Annotated in this window: 19 protein-coding genes; 7 read left to right on the forward strand and 12 right to left on the reverse strand. The window is 68.1% G+C overall.

Annotation, left to right across the window (positions count from 1 at the left end; translation table 11 throughout):
• The first annotated feature begins 341 nt into the window (after positions 1 to 341).
• Positions 342 to 3,701 (forward strand): RHS repeat-associated core domain-containing protein, encoded by a 3,360-nt coding sequence (locus tag ACQPZG_RS11520; RefSeq protein WP_433545712.1) that lies wholly within the window; start codon positions 342 to 344, stop codon positions 3,699 to 3,701.
• Between the two features lie 762 nt (positions 3,702 to 4,463).
• On the opposite strand, the gene ACQPZG_RS11525 is transcribed toward ACQPZG_RS11520, so the two are convergent.
• Complete coding sequence (locus ACQPZG_RS11525) at positions 4,464 to 5,234, reverse strand: transposase (protein ID WP_433545713.1); 771 nt, start codon at positions 5,232 to 5,234, stop codon at positions 4,464 to 4,466.
• Between the two features lie 96 nt (positions 5,235 to 5,330).
• Here ACQPZG_RS11525 and ACQPZG_RS11530 point away from each other — a divergent pair, with 96 nt between their 5' ends.
• On the forward strand, positions 5,331 to 5,744 hold the full coding sequence (locus ACQPZG_RS11530; protein ID WP_433545714.1) for a hypothetical protein: 414 nt from the start codon (positions 5,331 to 5,333) through the stop codon (positions 5,742 to 5,744).
• Between the two features lie 31 nt (positions 5,745 to 5,775).
• Here ACQPZG_RS11530 and ACQPZG_RS11535 read toward each other — a convergent pair whose 3' ends face one another.
• The 4 genes from ACQPZG_RS11535 to ACQPZG_RS11550 form a co-directional block, all read right to left on the reverse strand.
• Entirely contained in the window at positions 5,776 to 6,339 is a 564-nt protein-coding gene (locus ACQPZG_RS11535) for a dihydrofolate reductase family protein (protein WP_433545715.1), read from the reverse strand.
• A gap of 190 nt (positions 6,340 to 6,529) precedes the next feature.
• Positions 6,530 to 6,733 (reverse strand): DUF397 domain-containing protein, encoded by a 204-nt coding sequence (locus ACQPZG_RS11540; RefSeq protein ID WP_433545716.1) that lies wholly within the window; start codon positions 6,731 to 6,733, stop codon positions 6,530 to 6,532.
• Entirely contained in the window at positions 6,730 to 6,936 is a 207-nt protein-coding gene (locus ACQPZG_RS11545) for a DUF397 domain-containing protein (protein WP_433545717.1), read from the reverse strand. Before ACQPZG_RS11545 ends, ACQPZG_RS11540 begins: the two co-directional genes overlap by 4 nt.
• Positions 6,933 to 7,847, reverse strand: coding sequence for a helix-turn-helix domain-containing protein (locus ACQPZG_RS11550; RefSeq protein ID WP_433545718.1), 915 nt, complete (start codon positions 7,845 to 7,847; stop codon positions 6,933 to 6,935). The genes ACQPZG_RS11545 and ACQPZG_RS11550 overlap by 4 nt, the downstream gene beginning before the upstream one ends.
• Before the next feature lie 174 nt (positions 7,848 to 8,021).
• On the opposite strand from ACQPZG_RS11550, the gene ACQPZG_RS11555 reads away from it, so the two are divergent.
• Genes ACQPZG_RS11555 through ACQPZG_RS11570 form a run of 4 tightly spaced genes read left to right on the forward strand, consistent with a single transcriptional unit; the run spans position 8,022 to position 9,168 of the window.
• Positions 8,022 to 8,270, forward strand: coding sequence for an ATP-binding protein (locus ACQPZG_RS11555; RefSeq protein ID WP_433545719.1), 249 nt, complete (start codon positions 8,022 to 8,024; stop codon positions 8,268 to 8,270).
• Positions 8,271 to 8,273: 3 nt separating this feature from the next.
• Complete coding sequence (locus tag ACQPZG_RS11560) at positions 8,274 to 8,432, forward strand: ATP-binding protein (protein WP_433545720.1); 159 nt, start codon at positions 8,274 to 8,276, stop codon at positions 8,430 to 8,432.
• Positions 8,429 to 8,797: a hypothetical protein gene (locus ACQPZG_RS11565; protein WP_433545721.1), complete on the forward strand. Its 369-nt coding sequence runs from the start codon at positions 8,429 to 8,431 to the stop codon at positions 8,795 to 8,797. Before ACQPZG_RS11560 ends, ACQPZG_RS11565 begins: the two co-directional genes overlap by 4 nt.
• Positions 8,798 to 8,850: 53 nt before the next feature.
• Positions 8,851 to 9,168: a hypothetical protein gene (locus tag ACQPZG_RS11570; protein WP_433545722.1), complete on the forward strand. Its 318-nt coding sequence runs from the start codon at positions 8,851 to 8,853 to the stop codon at positions 9,166 to 9,168.
• Between the two features lie 25 nt (positions 9,169 to 9,193).
• Here the strand turns inward: ACQPZG_RS11570 and ACQPZG_RS11575 are convergent, their stop codons facing one another.
• The 7 genes from ACQPZG_RS11575 to ACQPZG_RS11605 all read right to left on the reverse strand — a co-directional run bounded on the left by ACQPZG_RS11575 (position 9,194) and on the right by ACQPZG_RS11605 (position 15,210).
• Positions 9,194 to 9,763, reverse strand: a complete 570-nt coding sequence (locus ACQPZG_RS11575) for a hypothetical protein (RefSeq protein WP_433545723.1) — start codon at positions 9,761 to 9,763, stop codon at positions 9,194 to 9,196.
• Between the two features lie 90 nt (positions 9,764 to 9,853).
• The gene (locus tag ACQPZG_RS11580; protein WP_433549364.1) at positions 9,854 to 10,456 is read right to left on the reverse strand and encodes a Clp protease N-terminal domain-containing protein; all 603 of its coding nucleotides are present in this window, start codon (positions 10,454 to 10,456) and stop codon (positions 9,854 to 9,856) included.
• Complete coding sequence (locus ACQPZG_RS11585) at positions 10,456 to 10,665, reverse strand: helix-turn-helix domain-containing protein (protein ID WP_185032916.1); 210 nt, start codon at positions 10,663 to 10,665, stop codon at positions 10,456 to 10,458. The genes ACQPZG_RS11580 and ACQPZG_RS11585 overlap by 1 nt, the downstream gene beginning before the upstream one ends.
• Positions 10,666 to 10,696: 31 nt before the next feature.
• Positions 10,697 to 11,242 carry a GNAT family N-acetyltransferase gene (locus ACQPZG_RS11590; RefSeq protein WP_433545724.1) on the reverse strand — a complete coding sequence of 182 codons (546 nt, stop codon included), beginning with the start codon at positions 11,240 to 11,242 and terminating at the stop codon, positions 10,697 to 10,699.
• 10 nt (positions 11,243 to 11,252) lie between these two features.
• A complete protein-coding gene (locus ACQPZG_RS11595; protein WP_433545725.1) occupies positions 11,253 to 12,707 on the reverse strand; it encodes a cellulase family glycosylhydrolase in 1,455 nt (484 codons plus the stop codon).
• A 64-nt stretch (positions 12,708 to 12,771) separates the two neighbouring features.
• Entirely contained in the window at positions 12,772 to 13,737 is a 966-nt protein-coding gene (locus ACQPZG_RS11600; RefSeq protein WP_433545726.1) for a zinc-binding dehydrogenase, read from the reverse strand.
• A 261-nt stretch (positions 13,738 to 13,998) separates the two neighbouring features.
• Positions 13,999 to 15,210: an NAD(P)-dependent malic enzyme gene (locus ACQPZG_RS11605; protein ID WP_433545727.1), complete on the reverse strand. Its 1,212-nt coding sequence runs from the start codon at positions 15,208 to 15,210 to the stop codon at positions 13,999 to 14,001.
• A 637-nt stretch (positions 15,211 to 15,847) separates the two neighbouring features.
• On the opposite strand from ACQPZG_RS11605, the gene ACQPZG_RS11610 reads away from it, so the two are divergent.
• The gene (locus ACQPZG_RS11610; protein ID WP_433545728.1) at positions 15,848 to 16,804 is read left to right on the forward strand and encodes an ABC transporter substrate-binding protein; all 957 of its coding nucleotides are present in this window, start codon (positions 15,848 to 15,850) and stop codon (positions 16,802 to 16,804) included.
• Positions 16,805 to 16,811 lie beyond the last annotated feature (7 nt).

Below are 16,811 nucleotides of genomic sequence, written 5' to 3' on the forward strand. Positions count from 1 at the left end.
CGCGCCGTTAAGAAGTAGGACATCCTCCAGCAAGCTGCCCGCTCCTCCTTTGCTTTGCACCCTCACCGCAGAGGTTCTCGACAGCAAATATCTCCCTGGCGTGCAGCGAAAGGTACAAGCCAATCCTCCCCCGGCCTCCGCCTGCACCGCCACCTTGTGCCCTCACGCTTCCGTCCCCCGATGTCCTGACTTTCCCTCCGAAGAGGAGGGGCCGATTCCTGCGTGCATACGTTCGAGACTTTGGGGCACGGCGCTCACAACCGTGAGGAACATGTGTGAGCGTGTGCGCGTCCGGTAGCCGCTGGGGCTACCGGTATCTGACTTTCCGTGGGGGGAAGTTGATGCAGAAGCACACCCATGCCCGCACGCAGATACGGGCCAGACGCACTCTGACGGTGGCTCTCGCCGTTCTGGCTCTGGGCGCCGGCGCGCTGCCGACCGCGATGGCCGACCCGGTGGATCCGCCGCCGATGCCCGCGAACTCCGTATGGGGCAAGGACGCACCCAAGCTCCCGATCCCGCCGGTCAAGGTGGGCACGAACAAGGCGGTCGCCCCGCAGCCGGAGGCGGCCCCGTCGAAGGACCGGGCGGCCTGGCGCGCCGCGCAGAAGGAGCGCGCGCAGTCGTCGCAGAAGGCCCGCCTCGCTGCCCCGGCGGCACCCTTGCTGGCTGAGGTGCCGAAGGGGCAGGGTGCGGTGCCCTGGCACCAGATCTCCGACTTCCGGATCACGGACTCCCTGGTCGCGAGGGTGAATTACTCGACCGGCAACCTGATGCTCGCGGGCACCGACTTCGACGTGCCGGGTGTCGGCCAGAACTTGCAGCTGACGCGGACGTACAACTCGATGGACGCGCCGTGGGGCAAGGTCTCGCAGCGGTGGTGGCAGGGCTGGGAACGGTACGCGCAGATCACCGACACGGAGTTCGTGTGGTTCGACTCCACGGGTGCCTCGGTGCGGTTCGTGAAGAAGGCGGACGGGACGTACACCACCCCCGCCGGGTACTCCAAGGACCTCACGAAGAACGCGGACGGCACGTACACGCTGACCGACCGCAAGTCAGGTTCGAAGGACACGTACAACGCGGGCGGCACCCTCACCAAGGTGACCGACCGCAACAACGGCACGATCACCGTCACCCAGCACGATGCGGGTCCGGAGCACAAAGGGTTCAAGCTGACCGAGACCCGCTCGGGCCGCTTCGTGGACCTGGTGAAGACGGACGCCTCGCAGTGGCAGGCCAAGGACCACACCGGCCGCACCGCCGTCTTCGACCTCAACCCCGCCGGTGACCTCGCCAGGACCACCGACACGGCCGGCAAGTCCACGGTCTTCGGCTACGACTCCTCGCGCCGCCTGACCCGTATCACCACCCCCGACGGCCGGGTCACCAACTTCGGCTACGACGCCGACAACCGCGTCACCTCCATGCAGCGCGCCACCGCCTTCAACGGCAACGCCCACACCGGCCCGACCCACACCTACGCCTACGAGGCCGGCAAGACGAAGGTCACCGACCCCGAACAGCACACCACCACCTACGAACTGAACAAGGACGGCGGCGTCACCAAGACCACCGACGCCCTGGGCCACTCGCGTTCCTCCACGTACGACGCGAACCACAACGTCAAGACCGCCACGGACGCGATGGGCGTGGGCACCACGCCGGGCAACGAGACGGCGTACGGCTGGGACGCCCGCAACAACCCCACCTCCGCCAAACTCCCCACCGGAGCGACCTCGGCGGTCGGCGCCTACGCGACGAGGGCGGGCCGGGACGTCCCCGGCACGATGGAGTCCGCGGACGGCGAGAAGACCTCCTTCACCTACGACGCCGCGGGCAACACCGAGTCCGTGGCCGTCTCGGGCGCGGGCGGTGGCACGGAGAAGTTCACGTACAACAAGGCCACCCCGACCTGCGGCGGGTTCGAGGGCCAGCGGTGCACAGTCACCGACGCCCGCGGCAAGGTCACCAAGTTCCGCTACGACGCCAAGGGCAACCTCATCGAGGTCACCCCGCCCACACCGCTCGGCAAGACCACCTACACCTACGACGCGCTCGGCCGCGTCGAGACCTCGGTGGACGGCCGCGGCGTCAACTCCGTCTTCACCTACGACAACCGCGACCGGATCACGGAGGTCTCCTCCTCCACCACCACGGTCACCTACGTCTACGACGGCGACGGCAACCTCTCCCAGCGCACGGACGACGCCGGTCTCATCAAGTACGCCTTCGACCCGCTGTCCCGCGAGACGGTCCGCACCCTCCAGAACGGCTCCCAGACCGAACTGACCTACACCCCGGCCGGAAACGTCGACACCTACAAGGACCCCTCCGGCCTCACCGACTACACCTACGACGCCGCCAACCGCCTCACCGCTCTCAAGGACCCGTCAGGCAAGACGACGACGTACGCCTACAACGCCAACGACGTCCGTACGAAGACCACTTACCCGGGCGGCACCGTCCAGGAGGTCACCCCGGACAAGTCCGGCAGGCCCACCCTGATCAAGGCAACCTCGCCCAAGGGCACCCTCACGAACACCTCGTACACGTACTCCTACGTCTCCGGCACGGCGACGAAGGACGGCATGAAGATCCGTACCGCCACCGACGGCGTGATGGGCCTGAAGAAGACCTACGAGTACGACAGCGCGGGCCGCTTCTCCTACTCCACGGAGATGAAGGGCACCACCCTCGCCGCGTCCTACCAGTACTGCTACGACGCAGCGGGCAACCTCACCTCCCAGGGCTCGACAAAGGGCTGCCCCTCCGGCATCGCCCTGACGTACAACGACGCCTCGCAGCTCATCTCCCGCGCCGGCTCCACCGCCGGATGGGGTTACGACAAGGCGGGCAACGAAACCGCCGGGGCCAGCGGCGCCGAACGCGCCCGCACCGGCGGCATCTGGTCCGATCACTCCCAGCAGACCTCGGTCACCGTCGCGGGCAAGAAGTACACCGGCCTGTACGGCTCCACCGACCAGTCCGAGCGCCTCTACTACGGCGACACCACCCTGCACAACGGCCCCCTCGGCCTGGCCGGCAAGACCGACCCGACCGGCGACATGCGATTCAACAGGGAAGCTTCGGGCACCCTCAACTCCATGACGACCGGGGGCAAGTCGTACTACTACCTCACCGACGCACTCGGCTCCGTCCTGGCCATGGCCGACGAAACCGGCACCAAGGTGAACGAATACCGCTACAGCCCCCGCGGCGTCGACGGCACCTTCACCGAAAAGATTCCCCAGCCCTACCGCTTCGCCGGCGGCTACCAAGACCCGACGGGCCTGTACCACTTCGCTGCCCGGTACTACGACCCGCGCATCGGCCGCTTCACCAGCCCGGACCCGTCCGGCCAGGAAAAGAACCCGTACCTCTACGCCGAAGGCGACCCCGTCAACCGGATCGACCCGACTGGGTTGAAGAATATCCTTACTGACTTCGTCGATGGGGTAGGAACCGCGAACGACATAGTCGGCATGGGTAAGGATGCGCTGGAAGGAGATTGGAAGGGAGTGGCAGGAACTGCAGCCGGAATGGCGGGCGGTGCACTTGTCGGATCGGTCTGCGGATCTATAGCCGTGGGTTTTGGCGTGGCGACCGGCGGTGCAGGTTTGGCGACCGGAGTCCTTTGCGGTGCGGCTTCAACTTTCGGAAGCTACGCTGCCAAAGACTTCGTTGAGAAACAGTTCTAGGAGGAGAGAGTGACAGGTCCCATTGTTTTCGCAGTGTTAGGTGCCCTCGCCATCATGATAGGGATAGTCGCGGCACGCGGCCAAGAGCGCATGTTGGCTTCAAGGGCCGGTGCAAATAACCCGAAAATAGCAAAGAACACCACGCGGATTCTCTTCGTGGGACTCGGTGTCGTGTTCATAGGCGTGGCCTTGCTGGGCTTGATAGGCGAGTTGATGCGGTAGTGCTCGACTGGGACCTGTAAGAAAAATCGCCGCGAGGCTCCAGGCCGCCGTTCTGGGACCTCGCGGCGATCAACGTCACTGAAAGAATAATGAGGGGAAAACGAATCACATTAGATCATGTAATGCACTTGAGGAGGAACGAGCGTGAGCAATCGGGAGGGGAAGCCGCTCCTCCTCCATTTTGACCTACGGATAAAAAATGAAGTGTGCCGGTGCGGCTCGACTGAACGGGATTTTCACCTCATCCTGCCGCCAAAGAACCGGAGACTATTGTGACCAAGTTTGACGAAACTCCTAAGCGCAACTTTTACGTGGCATGGTGGGTGATTGTTATCGTGCTGGGCATTTTTATAGGGATTAGCGTTTTGGGCTGAGAATGCGACCGATCTCACCTTCAAGGCGTGGGATGGGGCGAGAACGTCTCAACGAAGAAGTCGATGGTGCGGTCGATGCACGTGCTGCTGACGACCTAAAAGGGCTGTCCCGTAAATGATCTCTGAGTGGCCTCGGGCGTGGTTGTTCGCTGTGCGGGCCGATCGTCTATCCGGCAAGGGCGAGGTTGTGCATCCGGGCGATGCCGAGCATGGCGTGATGGACGCCGTCGCCTTTGAGGCGGCAGTCGCGGAGGATCTTCCATGTCTTCATCCGGGCGAAGACGTGCTCGACCCGGGCTCGAACCTGCTTGTGGGACTTGTTGTGTTCCTCTTTCCAGCCCGTGAGTCCGGCTTGGCCGCGCTTTCGGCGGTGCGGGATGACGAGGCCGGTGCCGGGGTAGCCGCCGTCGGCGATCGTCATGGTCGTGCCGACGGCAGCCTTGGCGCCGGACTCCTCCCATGCCTTGCAGTCGTTTCGGTTTCCGGCGAGCGGCCGGCCGACCACGACTACCAGGCGAGTGTCGGCGTCGATGACGACTTGGTGGTTGGTGGAGTACCGGTAGTTCTTCGACCGCTCGGCGACGGCGTGGTCGCGTGTGGGGACCAGGGTGCCGTCCACGATCAGCACGGTGTCCTTCGCGAACCGCTTGCGGGGCTGAAGCGCGAGCATCGGCCCGAGGTGGTCAATGATGCGGTCAGCTGCCGACTTGGACACCCCGAACAGCGGGGCGAGCTGCCGCATGGTCAGATTCGTGTGCCAGTAGGCCGCGACCAGCAGGGCCCGGTCCTCCAGCGGAAGGCTCCACGGCCGGCCCCTGCGGACCGCATCTGCACCCTGACGCCGCAGCACGGTCACCAGTTTCCCGAACTGCCTTGGGCTCAACCCGCTGAACGGCGCTATCCAGGACGGCTCCGACGCCGTGATCACACCAGCCACGGCGAGATCGTCTCATGTTGATCATGCTGCGGGGCCAGCCCCTGGCGGGACGCATCTCGGTCGCCCGGACGGATTCGGCATGAGAGCCTCACGTTCGTGGCTACGGAAACCGAGGTGGGAGAGCTGCTGCACCAGCGCGGCTGGCGGACGACGTTCACAGTCACAGAAAGAGTGAACGCGTGGGGTGCCCTGATAGGCGTCATCGAGCGCGGCTACGGCGATGACATCTGCGAGTACACCAACGACCTCTACTGCCGGAACTGGCTGCACGAGGCGTGGCTCCTGCTGGACGAACATCTCGTCCAACTCTGGACCCCGCGGATCAAAGCTCTGGACGACCAGTACAAGGCCGTGACCGTCGATGATGACGGCCAGGCACTCGATCAGTTCCACCGACTGCCCGGCCCTGACCTGTGGTGGTGGCGGCGCCACCCCCGCATCCTCACCGGAAACCTCGGGCGTTCGCTTCGCTCGGCCGGTGCCATCGGCATCGACCCGGACACGACATAACCCTCAGCCTCATGAGATTACGGGACAGCACTTAGCGCGTCACGCGGTGGCGGAGGTAGACGACTCCCGAGGGGAAGGTGCGCGTCTCGACGAGTTCGAGATCCACGCGGCGCTCGTGCTGGGGGAAGAACGGAATGCCGCCACCGAGCAGCACCGGGTAGACCTTGGCCCGGTACTCGTCGATCAGCCCCAACGAGGCCGCCTCGGAGGCGAGAGCCGCACCGCCGATTGCGATGTTGCCGTCTCCCGGCTCGACCTTCCACCGCTCGATTTCCTCCGCCAGCCCGCCGGAGGCCAGGCGCGCGTTTCCCTGTACCTCCGGAAGCGTGGTGGAGAACACCACCTTGGGCAGCGACCTCCAGATCGCGGCGAACTCGCGCGTGGAGAAGTCGAGCGAGGGGCTCTGATCGACGGTGTCCCAGTACCGCATCGCCTCGTACAGCCGTCGTCCCAGGAAATGCACGCCGACCTCGCGCACCTGGTCGGTGGCGAAGCGGAAGATGTCTTCGCTGGGCGCCGTCCAGTTGAAGCCGCCATCCGGCCCAACGATGTAGCCGTCCAGGGAGATGCCCATCGAGTAGGTCACGTCGCGCATCAGAAGTACTCCTCAGTGACGATTCCGGCAATGGAACCGGCGGACGTGGCGGGATTCGCTGTGGCTCGCGAGGTCCCGTTGGCCGCGTCACCCGACGAGACCAGTGAGTGGGAACGCTCTGCCCCGCATCGGGGCCGTCTCGATGCGGGGCAGGGGTGGGGGTTGGGGTGGGTCTGGATGTTGCAGGGGGCTAGCGGAAGGTGTCCGTCTTCACTGCGGCGAGAAAGTCGCCCCAGGCAGCGGGGTGGTGGAACTGGGCCCCCCGGTCGCGGTCCTTGGTGTCCCGTACGGCGCGGCCGCCGTCGGCCGTGCGCGCGACCTCCACGCATTCCTGGGAGCCCCCCTGTGAGGCGCTGGCCTTCTTGAAGGCCGTCACGATGCGGCGAGCGGTCATTTGACGGTTCCCTTCTTGAGGGCTGCTACGAAGGTCTCCCATCCGACGGGACCGTAGAACTGGGTCGCCCGCTGGCGGTCCTTGGCATCCCGTACGGCGCGACCGCCGTCCGCAGTGTGCGCGACCTCCACGCACTCGTTGGCAGAGCCTCCCCCTGAGTGGGTCGACTTCACGAAGGGGGTGACGATCTGCTGGTTGCTCACGCTTCCTCGTTCTCTGTGGTGATGTCGCTCATCAGCTGCCGGATGAAGGTCAGCGTCCTGTCCGGCGTCAGGGCTGCCGACCGCAGCGCCTCGTAGGCGTGCAGGTACCCCGCCATGTCCTCGTGGTCTTCGAGAATCACACTGTTGGCCATGGTGTCCTGGACGATGACTTCGGGCGATGCCTCATTCCCGTAGGAGAGGGCGACGAAGGCCGGGGCCACGCGTGCCGCTGCCCATTCGCTGTGAGGCAGAACCTGAAGCGTCACGTTGGGCTGCTGAGCCATTTTCAACAAGTGGGCCAGTTGCTCGCGGTGGACTGCGGGCACGGGCATGGGTCCGGTCAAGGCGGGCTCCCAGATCACCGCTGCGAAGCGCGCACCCGATTCCTCGAACGCTTGTCGGCGCCCTTGACGCACCTTGACCAGTTCCACCGCTGCCTCGTCGCTCAGCACCTCGGGATTGGCCTTCGTCAACGCGCGGGTGTACTCAGGGGTCTGCAGAAGCCCGGGGATGAACACTGGCTGCCATGCCCGGATGTAGGTGGCGTCGGTCTCCAGCGAGAGGAAGTCGCCCAAACGATCCAGCGCGGGGTACTGGGCCTGGAAGTTCATCCACCAACCACGCTTGTTGCTGTCCCGCGCCAGTTTCTCCAGCCGACGCCGCTCCTCCGCGTCCTCGACGCCATACAGGTCGAGCAGAATACGCACATCGCCTACGCGGGCACTGACCGATCCCGACTCGATCCGACTGATTTTGGCGGTCGAACAGTCGACCGCTTCAGCGGCATGCTCCTGGTCGAGATGCGCGTTCAGCCGCAGCCTCTTGAGCGACGCGCCCAGTCGCCTACTGCGCACAGTGGGCTTCCCACCTGCGGGCATGCCGTCCCCCTTCTCCTCGGAATCAGTCTGCACGCCAACTGTGCGCACACGCCAGCCACTTCAGGGTGAAGCGTCACTGCAAGTTTGCATTAGGGGGTGACTTGCCGTCCGTCGTCTTGCGGGCCTAACGTGATTACTGTCACGCACGGCGTCCTTTCGCGTGCTGCGCGTGATCAACTCCGGCCTGCCCACCCCCTTGGAGACGCCATGTCCGGACACACCAGCACCGCCACCTTCCGCTCCCACAAACCCTCCATCCCCGCCGCACGAGCGCACGTGAAGGCGGTTCTCGTGGAGTGGAAGCTCGGGCTGCTGATCGACGACGCTCTCCTCGTCACCAGTGAGTTGGCCACCAACGCCCTGGTTCACGCGGCCGGCACCGGTGACCACTTCACTCTCACCCTCCGTCGCCGCCACGGCATGCTCGTCATCGAGGTGGCCGACTCCTACGAATAGGCCATGCCGGAACTCAGCAGGATCGACGACCTGTTGGGGCCCGGCGGGAGGGGCCTCGTCCTCGTTGACGCGCTCAGCGCCAACTGGGGCGTGCGTCCCCGCGACCCCGGCAAGACGGTCTGGGCGCACCTGTCCGCCCCCGGCGCAGCCGCCACCTCATGATCCCGCCGCTCACGGCCCCCGCCTGGTGGTGCGAGTTCACCGCCACCGGTACGAACGGAGTCGGCATTCGGCAGGCCCACAGCGTCAGCGCGCCCACCCATGCTGTGATCTGGATGCGCGACTCCCTGCGCACGCTCGTCTCCGGTCTCGCCCCCGCCGAGCGCGAGACCGCCCACGGCTGGTTGGGCTTCGGCCAGTGGGAGGCCGTCACGCGGCTGCGCGCGGACGAGACGTACACCTTCCGTACGTCCATGAACGGCACGGAGCTGACCTGGACAGCCCGGCGCGTGACCGTACTCCGCACGGTTCCGACGCCCGTGGTTGCTGCCCCTCCGGACGCAAACGCCCCGGCAGGCCGGTCCTGAACGGCCCGAGACGGAACTCATCGAACGACTCGAAGCAAGTGAGTGAACGACGTATGCGCAACCTTGTCGCCCGCGCCTGCCGCCTCGTCCTGCGCATCCTGCTTCCCGCCCAGGGCTGCCACCGCCGTACCGTCCGACCCGCCTGCGTACCGGCTGCCGAGCCCCTTCCCGTACCGGTGCCGGCGCGGCGGCGTCCCTCCCCCGCCCACGAGGAGCTGCACCGCTTCGTCGAGCAGCAGATCCAGCGGGCCATCGAGCAGCGCCGACTCCAGCACGAGCGGCGCTTCGCGCTGAGTGAGGCCGTTGCGGGGCGGGACCACCCCTACAGCTACCCGGACGCTCCGTTTCCGTACGACGCCTTCGTGCCCTGACCGCCCCCCACCAGCAGCAACCGCGCTAGGTGCACTGCCAGAGGAAGCGCCCTTCGTCCCCCTCCGGCGAGAGGAAGGCGTATCCGATCCCCGCGTCCCCGAAGTTCACGGAGAAGGGCATCGCCGTCGAGTCGAGCTGGACCAGCAGTTCCCAGGGTTTGCCCTCCGACTCGCCCGGCGTCTCCTCCCCCTGGAGCCACAGCGGCTCGACCTCGGGGCCGCCGAGGAACTGCCAGACTTCGACGTCCTCGTCCAGCTCGGCGGTCCGGGGCAGATGGTCCTCGCCTGCCGTGGGGCCGTCGGTCAAGTCCCGTACTCCGGCGCAGAATGCGGGCACCCGGCCGTCCGGCTGCACGATCACCGCGTTCTCGCCGCCGTCCGGGGCGAAGGTTCCCGGGTCCTTGGACATGAAGAGGTACGCCAGCTTCCCGCCCCGTACCTCGAACTGGCCGATGAACTGCATCGGTTCGCCGGACTGCTGGGACAGCGGCCATTGCGCGTCCTCCCGCCACACCGGCCGGCCACCCACTTTGGTGACCGGCTCCGTCACCACCCGCCCGGCGGGCACGAACTCCACAGGAACCGGACCAGTCACCACTGACCTCCCGCGCACAGACGAAACGAGCGTTGTCGAACGACCCTAGCGGCAGGGTCCGACAACGCCCGTCCAGCGACTGCGCGCGCCCTACCGCGGTTCCCCGAACATCGCCCTCTCCGCGTCCCCGTAACCCGCTCCGAAGTCCTTCAGGACCTCGGAGACGACGCCGGGCCGCACGGCGAGCGCCAGCAGCAGGTGTTCCTCGCCGATGTGCTTGTCGCCGCGGTCCAGCGCCACCTTCAGCGACTGTTCCAGCACCTTCTTCGCCTCCGGCGTGAACGGCCGGTGGGCGAGCAGTTTCCGCCTGAGCCGGCCACGGGCCCGCGTGCCCTCCCGTTCGGGGAGGTCGTCACCGGCGCTACGGCGGGCCCCGGCCATCGCTCCTTCGCCGTGCGTCTCCTCGACCTTGCGGACGATGGCGTCCACGTCGATCCCGAGGTCGGAGAGGGCGTCCGTCTCGGCCTTCGACAGGCCGCCCCGGCGCCGGGCGCCCGCCAGTGCCGCCTCGATCTCCTCGCGCCGGTCGCGCAGGCCCAGGACGGTGAAGGCGAAGAGGGCGCGGGCCTCGGCCGTGTCCAGCAGGGAGAGGAGGAGGTGTTCCTCGGTGACTTCGGGGTGGTCGAGCCGTTCGGCCTGTGCGACCGCGCCGGTCACCGTCCGGCGCGCGCTTTCCGTGAACCGTTCGAACATCATCGACTCCCATGCTTCTTGTGCACGGCCTGCTTGCTGACGCCCAGCTCGGCCGCGATCTCCTGCCACGACCAGCCCTGGTTGCGAGCACCCCGTACCTGTACGGCTTCCAGCTGCTCCAGCAGTCGTCGCAGCGCGACCACCGCGCGCAGCCCGACCCGTGGGTCCTGGTCTCCCGCCCTCGCGGCGAGATCGGTTGCTTCGCTCATGATGTCAATTTAGGTTGACGAGCGACTGTCGTCAACCCCCGTTGACGAAAGCGTCCGTCGCGAGTCGCGCGTGCCGCTCCACGTCGTGGCGCACGTCCCCGTACCGCAGCTTGTCCCGCTCCAGACCCTCCACCGCGAAGCCCGCGCGCAGCGCCACCGCGCACGAAGCCGGATTGTTCGTACGGTGACCCAGTTCGAGGCGGTGGAGGCCGAGTTCGGCGAAACAGAGGTCCGCGAGGCGCCGGGTGCCCGCCGCCGCCACGCCTCTCCCCCGGGCCGCCTGCACGGTCCAGTACGAGATCCAGCCGGCGTCGTGCGCCCGGTCGATCGCGGAGACGGCGACGTTGCCCAGCACCGGGCCGGCGGCGCCGTCCGTCACCGCGAAGGCGTACGCCGTCCCAGCCGCCGCGTGCTCCCCGCGGCGCGCCACCCACGCGCGGGCCTCGGACGCGTCCCGTACCCGGCCGATCTGCCGGGCCAGCTCCGGGGACGAGGAGCACGCCGCCAGCAGCGCGGCGGCGTCCCCCTCCCGCCACTCCCGCAGCACGAATCCCTCGGGTGTGCTCAGCGTCCGCACCGCCGCCCCCTCATCGCCGTTGAATGACCACCGCGACCCTCTCACCGGGCACCCCGTACACGCGCACCTTTTCCGCCCGCCCGGCGGCGACCTCCCGCGTCCCGGTCCAGCCCCGGCCCGTCACGCGGACCCGCCAGCCCTTCGCGCTCGGCGGGACGGACACCACCGCACCCGCGCCGCCGCGCCAACTCGGCTCGTAGGCGAGGGAGTAGGCGCCCTTGGTCGCGTCGTACGAGTCCTCGCGGACCTTTCCCGCGACGCTCGCCGCGTACGGCTGGGCGGTCTGCTGCTTGTGGCCCCGCAGCCTGCCTTCCGCGTCCACGGCGCAGTACCCGCCCCCGTAGCACCACACGTAGCCCGCCCAGCCGGAGCTGTAGCGGGCGAAGGAGGCGAGGGCGTCCCGGTAGAAGGCGCCCATGTTCGGGCCGCCGTTGTTGAGCGGGCCCCACTCGCCGACGACCACCGGCACTCCGTACCGCTTCGGGTACTGGGTGACGGCCGCCTCGTACGCCTCGATCCACCCGGCCTGCGGGTCGTAGTCCGCGCCCGCCTCCATGGCGGTGTTGTAGAAGTGCGGCGCGTACACGACCTTCCGCTTCGGGTCCTTGATCCGGCCGAGTCCGGTCGGCACGCCCTCGCCGACGATCGGGGTCGGCTCGACGAACAGCCACTTCTTCGCGTCCACCGAACGCACAGCGGCGGCAAGGCGGTTGTGCATCGGGGTGACCTGGTCGCGTTCGATCCGGCGGGCGGCCGTGGGCAGGTCCTCGCCCTCCTTCAGCTCGCCCATGGGCTCGTTGAGGAAGTCGTAGCCGAGGACGGCCGGGTGGTCGCCGTACCGGTCGGCGAGCAGCCGCCACATCTTCGCCTGCGCCTGCTGGAGGTCGGCGTCCTCGTAGAGATGGGTGAAGGCGCGCTGCACGGCAGGCTGGAAGTACTCGGAGAACCAGTCGTCGGGGTGGGGGGTGAAGGGGAGGCCGTCCGTGCGGGTGGCCCACTCGGGGATGCCCCGGTGGCCGAAGGCGGGGCCGAAGACGTCCTGGTGGCCGTCGATGAGGACCTTCACCCCGTACCTGTGGGCCCAGCCGAGGATCCGGTCGATCTTCCGCAGGTACTTCTCGCTGTACCGGCCGCGTTCGGCCTCCAGGTCGTCCCAGAAGACGAGCAGCCGCGCGAAGTTGAAGCCCTGCGCGCTCATGTCGCGGAAGTGCTTCTCGGTGATCAGGGACAGGGCGCGGTCGCCCCGATGGGTCTTGTCCTCGACGTTCCAGCCGCGCAGGGTGAGGACGCGGCCGTGCTCGTCGGTGAGCTTCGGGATCCCGTGCGCGGCGGACGTGGGGACAGGGGCCGCGGACGCGGGGGACGTGGGGGCGGGGGCCGCGGACGCGGCGGGGGACACCAGTCCCCCGGCCGCGAGCAGCACACCGCAGGCGACGGACACAACTGTTCTTCGGTACGCGCGCACGGCACTCCTCCGGCAGTCTCCGGTCGTTCGGTGCCGGAGAGCCAAACAGTGCCGCCCGCCACTCTCAAGACATCGAGAGCACAATCTTTCCGAACAGGTCCCCGCCCGCCATCCTCTCGAAGCCCTCGCGGGCCCGCTCCAGCGGCAGCACCTGGTCGATCACGGGGCGTACCCCGGTCGCGTCGCAGAAGTTGAGAAGGGCCTCCAGTTCGTCCTTGGAGCCCATGGTGGAGCCGACGACCTTGAGCTCCAGGAAGAAGATCCGGTTCAGCTCGGCGGCGGGCGGGTTCGGCCCGCTGGTCGCGCCCGAGATCACCAGGGTGCCGCCGGGGCGCAGGGACTTGACGGAGTGCGACCAGGTCGCCGCGCCGACCGTCTCGATCACCGCGTCCACCCGCTCCGGCAGCCGCGCGCCCGCCTCGAACGCCTCCGCGGCCCCCAGCTCCACGGCCCGCTTGCGCTTCGCCTCGTCGCGGCTGGTCGCGTACACCCGCAGCCCCGCGGCCCTGCCGAGCACGATCGCGGCGGTCGCGACGCCGCCGCCCGCGCCCTGCACGAGGACCGAATCCCCGGGCCGGACACCGGCGTTGGTGAACAGCATCCGGTAGGCGGTCAGCCAGGCGGTGGGCAGGCAGGCCGCTTCCTCGAAGCTGATCCCCGCCGGTTTGGGCAGCACGTTCCAGGTGGGCACGGTGACGCGCTCGGCGAAGGTCCCCTGGTACTTCTCTGTGAGGATCGACCGCTTCTCGTACGGTCCGACGCCGTGCCCGGTGTCCCCGATCACGGAGTGCAGGACGACCTCGTTGCCGTCGGCGTCAATGCCCGCCGCGTCGCAGCCCAGGATCATCGGCAGCGTCTCCTCGCCGATCCCCACCCCGCGCAGCGACCACAGGTCGTGGTGGTTGAGGCTGGCGGCCTTCACGGTCACGGTGGTCCACCCGGGACGTACTTCGGGCTCCGGGCGCTCCCCCAGCTCAAGGCCGTTCAGCGGCTGGTCACGGTCGATGCGGGCTGCGTATGCGGCGAACATGGCCCGACGATAGGCGGGACGCGGGGCGCTGCGGAACAGCCACGGGGTGTGACACGCGCCGCGTCCCGCCGCTCGCGGGCCTCGCGGACCGCCGTCGTCCGGCGGGCCGGGGGTGATCCCGGCGCGCCTCCCCGGGGATGAACGCACGACCACCGGCACCCGGCGGCCCACGTGCGTACCGCGCACCCGGATACGGGACGGGCCCGTGCCGCCGGTGTGAAACCGCGGCACGGGCCCGTCCCGTACGACAGGGGGCGGCGGCTACCGCCGCGCCACGCCCTCCGCGCGGGCGGCGGCGGCGACGGCTGCCGTGACCGCCGGGGCGACGCGCTCGTCGAACGGGGACGGGATGACGTAGTCCGCGGCGAGGGCGTCGCCGACGACGTCGGCCAGTGCGGTCGCGGCGGCGATCTTCATGCCCTCGGTGATGCGGGAGGCCCGCACCTGGAGGGCGCCCGCGAAGATGCCGGGGAAGGCGAGGACGTTGTTGATCTGGTTCGGGTAGTCCGAGCGGCCGGTGGCCACGACCGCCGCGTACTTGTGCGCGACGTCGGGGTGGACCTCCGGGTTGGGGTTGGCCATCGCGAAGACGCACGCGCCGGGGGCCATGGAGGCCACCGCCGGCTCGGGAACCGTACCGCCGGAGACGCCGATGAAGACGTCCGCGCCGGCAAGGGCCGACTCCAGGGAGCCGGAGAGGTTCGCCTTGTTGGTCAGCTCGGCCAGCTCGCGCTTCACCGGGGTCAGGTCGTCGCGGTCGCGGCTGACGATGCCCTTGCGGTCGGCGACGGCCACGTCGCCGAGGCCGGCTTCGAGGAGGAACTTGGCGATGGCGACGCCTGCCGCGCCCGCACCCGAGATGACGGCGCGCAGGTCGCCGAGCGAGCGGTCGGTGAGGCGGGCGGCGTTGCGCAGCGCGGCCAGGGTCACGACGGCCGTGCCGTGCTGGTCGTCGTGGAACACCGGGATGTCGAGGGCCTCCTGGAGGCGCCGCTCGATCTCGAAGCAGCGCGGGGCGGAGATGTCCTCAAGGTTCACGCCGCCGAAGGAGGGCGCCATGCGGACGACCGTGTCGACGATCTCGTCCACGCTCTTCGTCGCGAGGGCGATCGGGACGGCGTCGACGCCGCCGAACTGCTTGAAGAGGATCGCCTTGCCCTCCATCACGGGGAGGGAGGCTTCCGGTCCGATGTCACCGAGGCCGAGCACGGCGGTACCGTCCGTGACGACGGCGACGACGTTCGACTTCCAGGTGTAGTCGTTGACCAGGTCCGGCTGCTCGGCGATGGCGGTGCACACCTTCGCGACGCCGGGTGTGTAAGCGAGGGACAGGTCGTCCCTGTTGCGCACCGGGACGGTGGACTCGACGGCCATCTTGCCGCCGCGGTGGAGCGCGAAGGCCGGGTCGAGGTCGAAGGACTCATCCAGTCCTGCGCCCGTGCCGGTTCCGGGATTGACGATCTCCGCTGCCATTGTCTTCTTACCCCTTAGGTCTTCATCAATTGAGGGTGGCCACTCCTGGTTGAGGAGGGGTGGGTGGGTCCGCGTCCGCGCCCTGTCGGTGATCGGGCGGTGGAACCGACCGGCCCCGCCAGGGGGAGGTGCGAACGCGCGGGCACGCCGCACACGTGCCCTGGGCCCCGGATGAGGGGTGTAAGGATCCTTCTTACCGGACGGGACACCGCTCGGACGAGCCCGTATCCGCTCAGTCGCCGTGAGTGAGCGGATCGGCGGCCCGGTGTGGGATGACTCATGCCGCGATGTCGGACAAGTTCCCGACAAGTCCCGGGCTTGTCCCGTTACGCGGCTTGCAAGGCATCCGCATCGCGAGACGGACCGCTGATTTTCCGGTCGCAGGGCGGTTGGCCCGCAGAAGGTCCGGCCCTGATGTACCGGCCTGTTGGGGTTCGGGGATCACCCGTTATCTGATTTTGACATGACTGGCCCCCGAAATGACCAGGTCCGAATGGCAAGATGCCGTCATCACACCTGGTTGTGAACGGACGTGCCACTCAGTGACGCGTGCACGAACCACCACGATCACCAAGATGCGCCGCTGTCCGGACAGTTCGGACAGCGCTCTGCGCACCCTCGTCTGCCGGAGGACCCCATGACCGCACGCACCCCCCGCCGCACGGCCGCCCGCTCCCGGATAGCCGCGGTGGGCGCACTCGCGGTCGCCGGAGCCCTGGTTCTGACCGGCTGCGGCGACCAGACCAAGGCCAAGGCCCCCGAGGGCGGCGAAGGCAAGACCTCCGGGGCGCCGCTGGCGAACATGCTGCCCAAGGAGATCGCGGCCAAGGGCGTCATCAAGGTCGGCTCCGACATCTCCTACGCCCCCGTCGAGTTCAAGGACAAGTCCGGCAAGGTCGTCGGCATCGACCCGGACATCGCGGCGGCCCTGGGCAAGCAGCTCGGCGTGGAGTTCAAGTTCGAGAACGGCGACTTCGACGCCCTGGTGACGGGGCTGCGCGCCAAGCGGTACGACATCCTGATGTCGGCGATGACCGACACCAAGGACCGCCAGGAGGGCATGGAGGACGGCAAGAAGGTCGGTGAGGGCGTCGACTTCGTCGACTACTACACCGCCGGCGTCTCCCTCTACACGCTGAAGGGCAAGACCCAGGGCATCAAGACCTGGGACGACCTGTGCGGCAAGAAGCTGGTCGTACAGCGCACCACCGTCTCCGAGGACCTGGCCAAGGACCAGTCCGCGAAGTGCGAGAAGGCGGGCAAGGGCAAGATCAAGATCGAGGCCTTCACCAACGACCAGCAGGCCCAGACCCGGCTGCGCTCGGGCGGCGCCGACGCCGGTTCCTCCGACTCCCCGGTGACCGCGTACGCGGTGAAGACCTCGGGCGGCGGCAACGACTTCGAGAAGGTCGGCGACGACGTCGACGCGGCCCCGTACGGCATCGCGATCTCCAAGCAGAACAAGGAGCTCACGAAGGCCATCGAGGCGGCCCTCAACGCGATCATCAAGAACGGCGACTACAAGAAGGCCCTCGCCAACTGGGGCGGCGAAGGCGGCGCGGTCACCGAAGCCAAGATCAACGGCGGTTCCTGACCCACTC

This window comes from Streptomyces sp. CA-294286, assembly GCF_050947155.1.
In the GTDB taxonomy this organism is placed as follows: Bacteria; Actinomycetota; Actinomycetes; order Streptomycetales; family Streptomycetaceae; genus Streptomyces.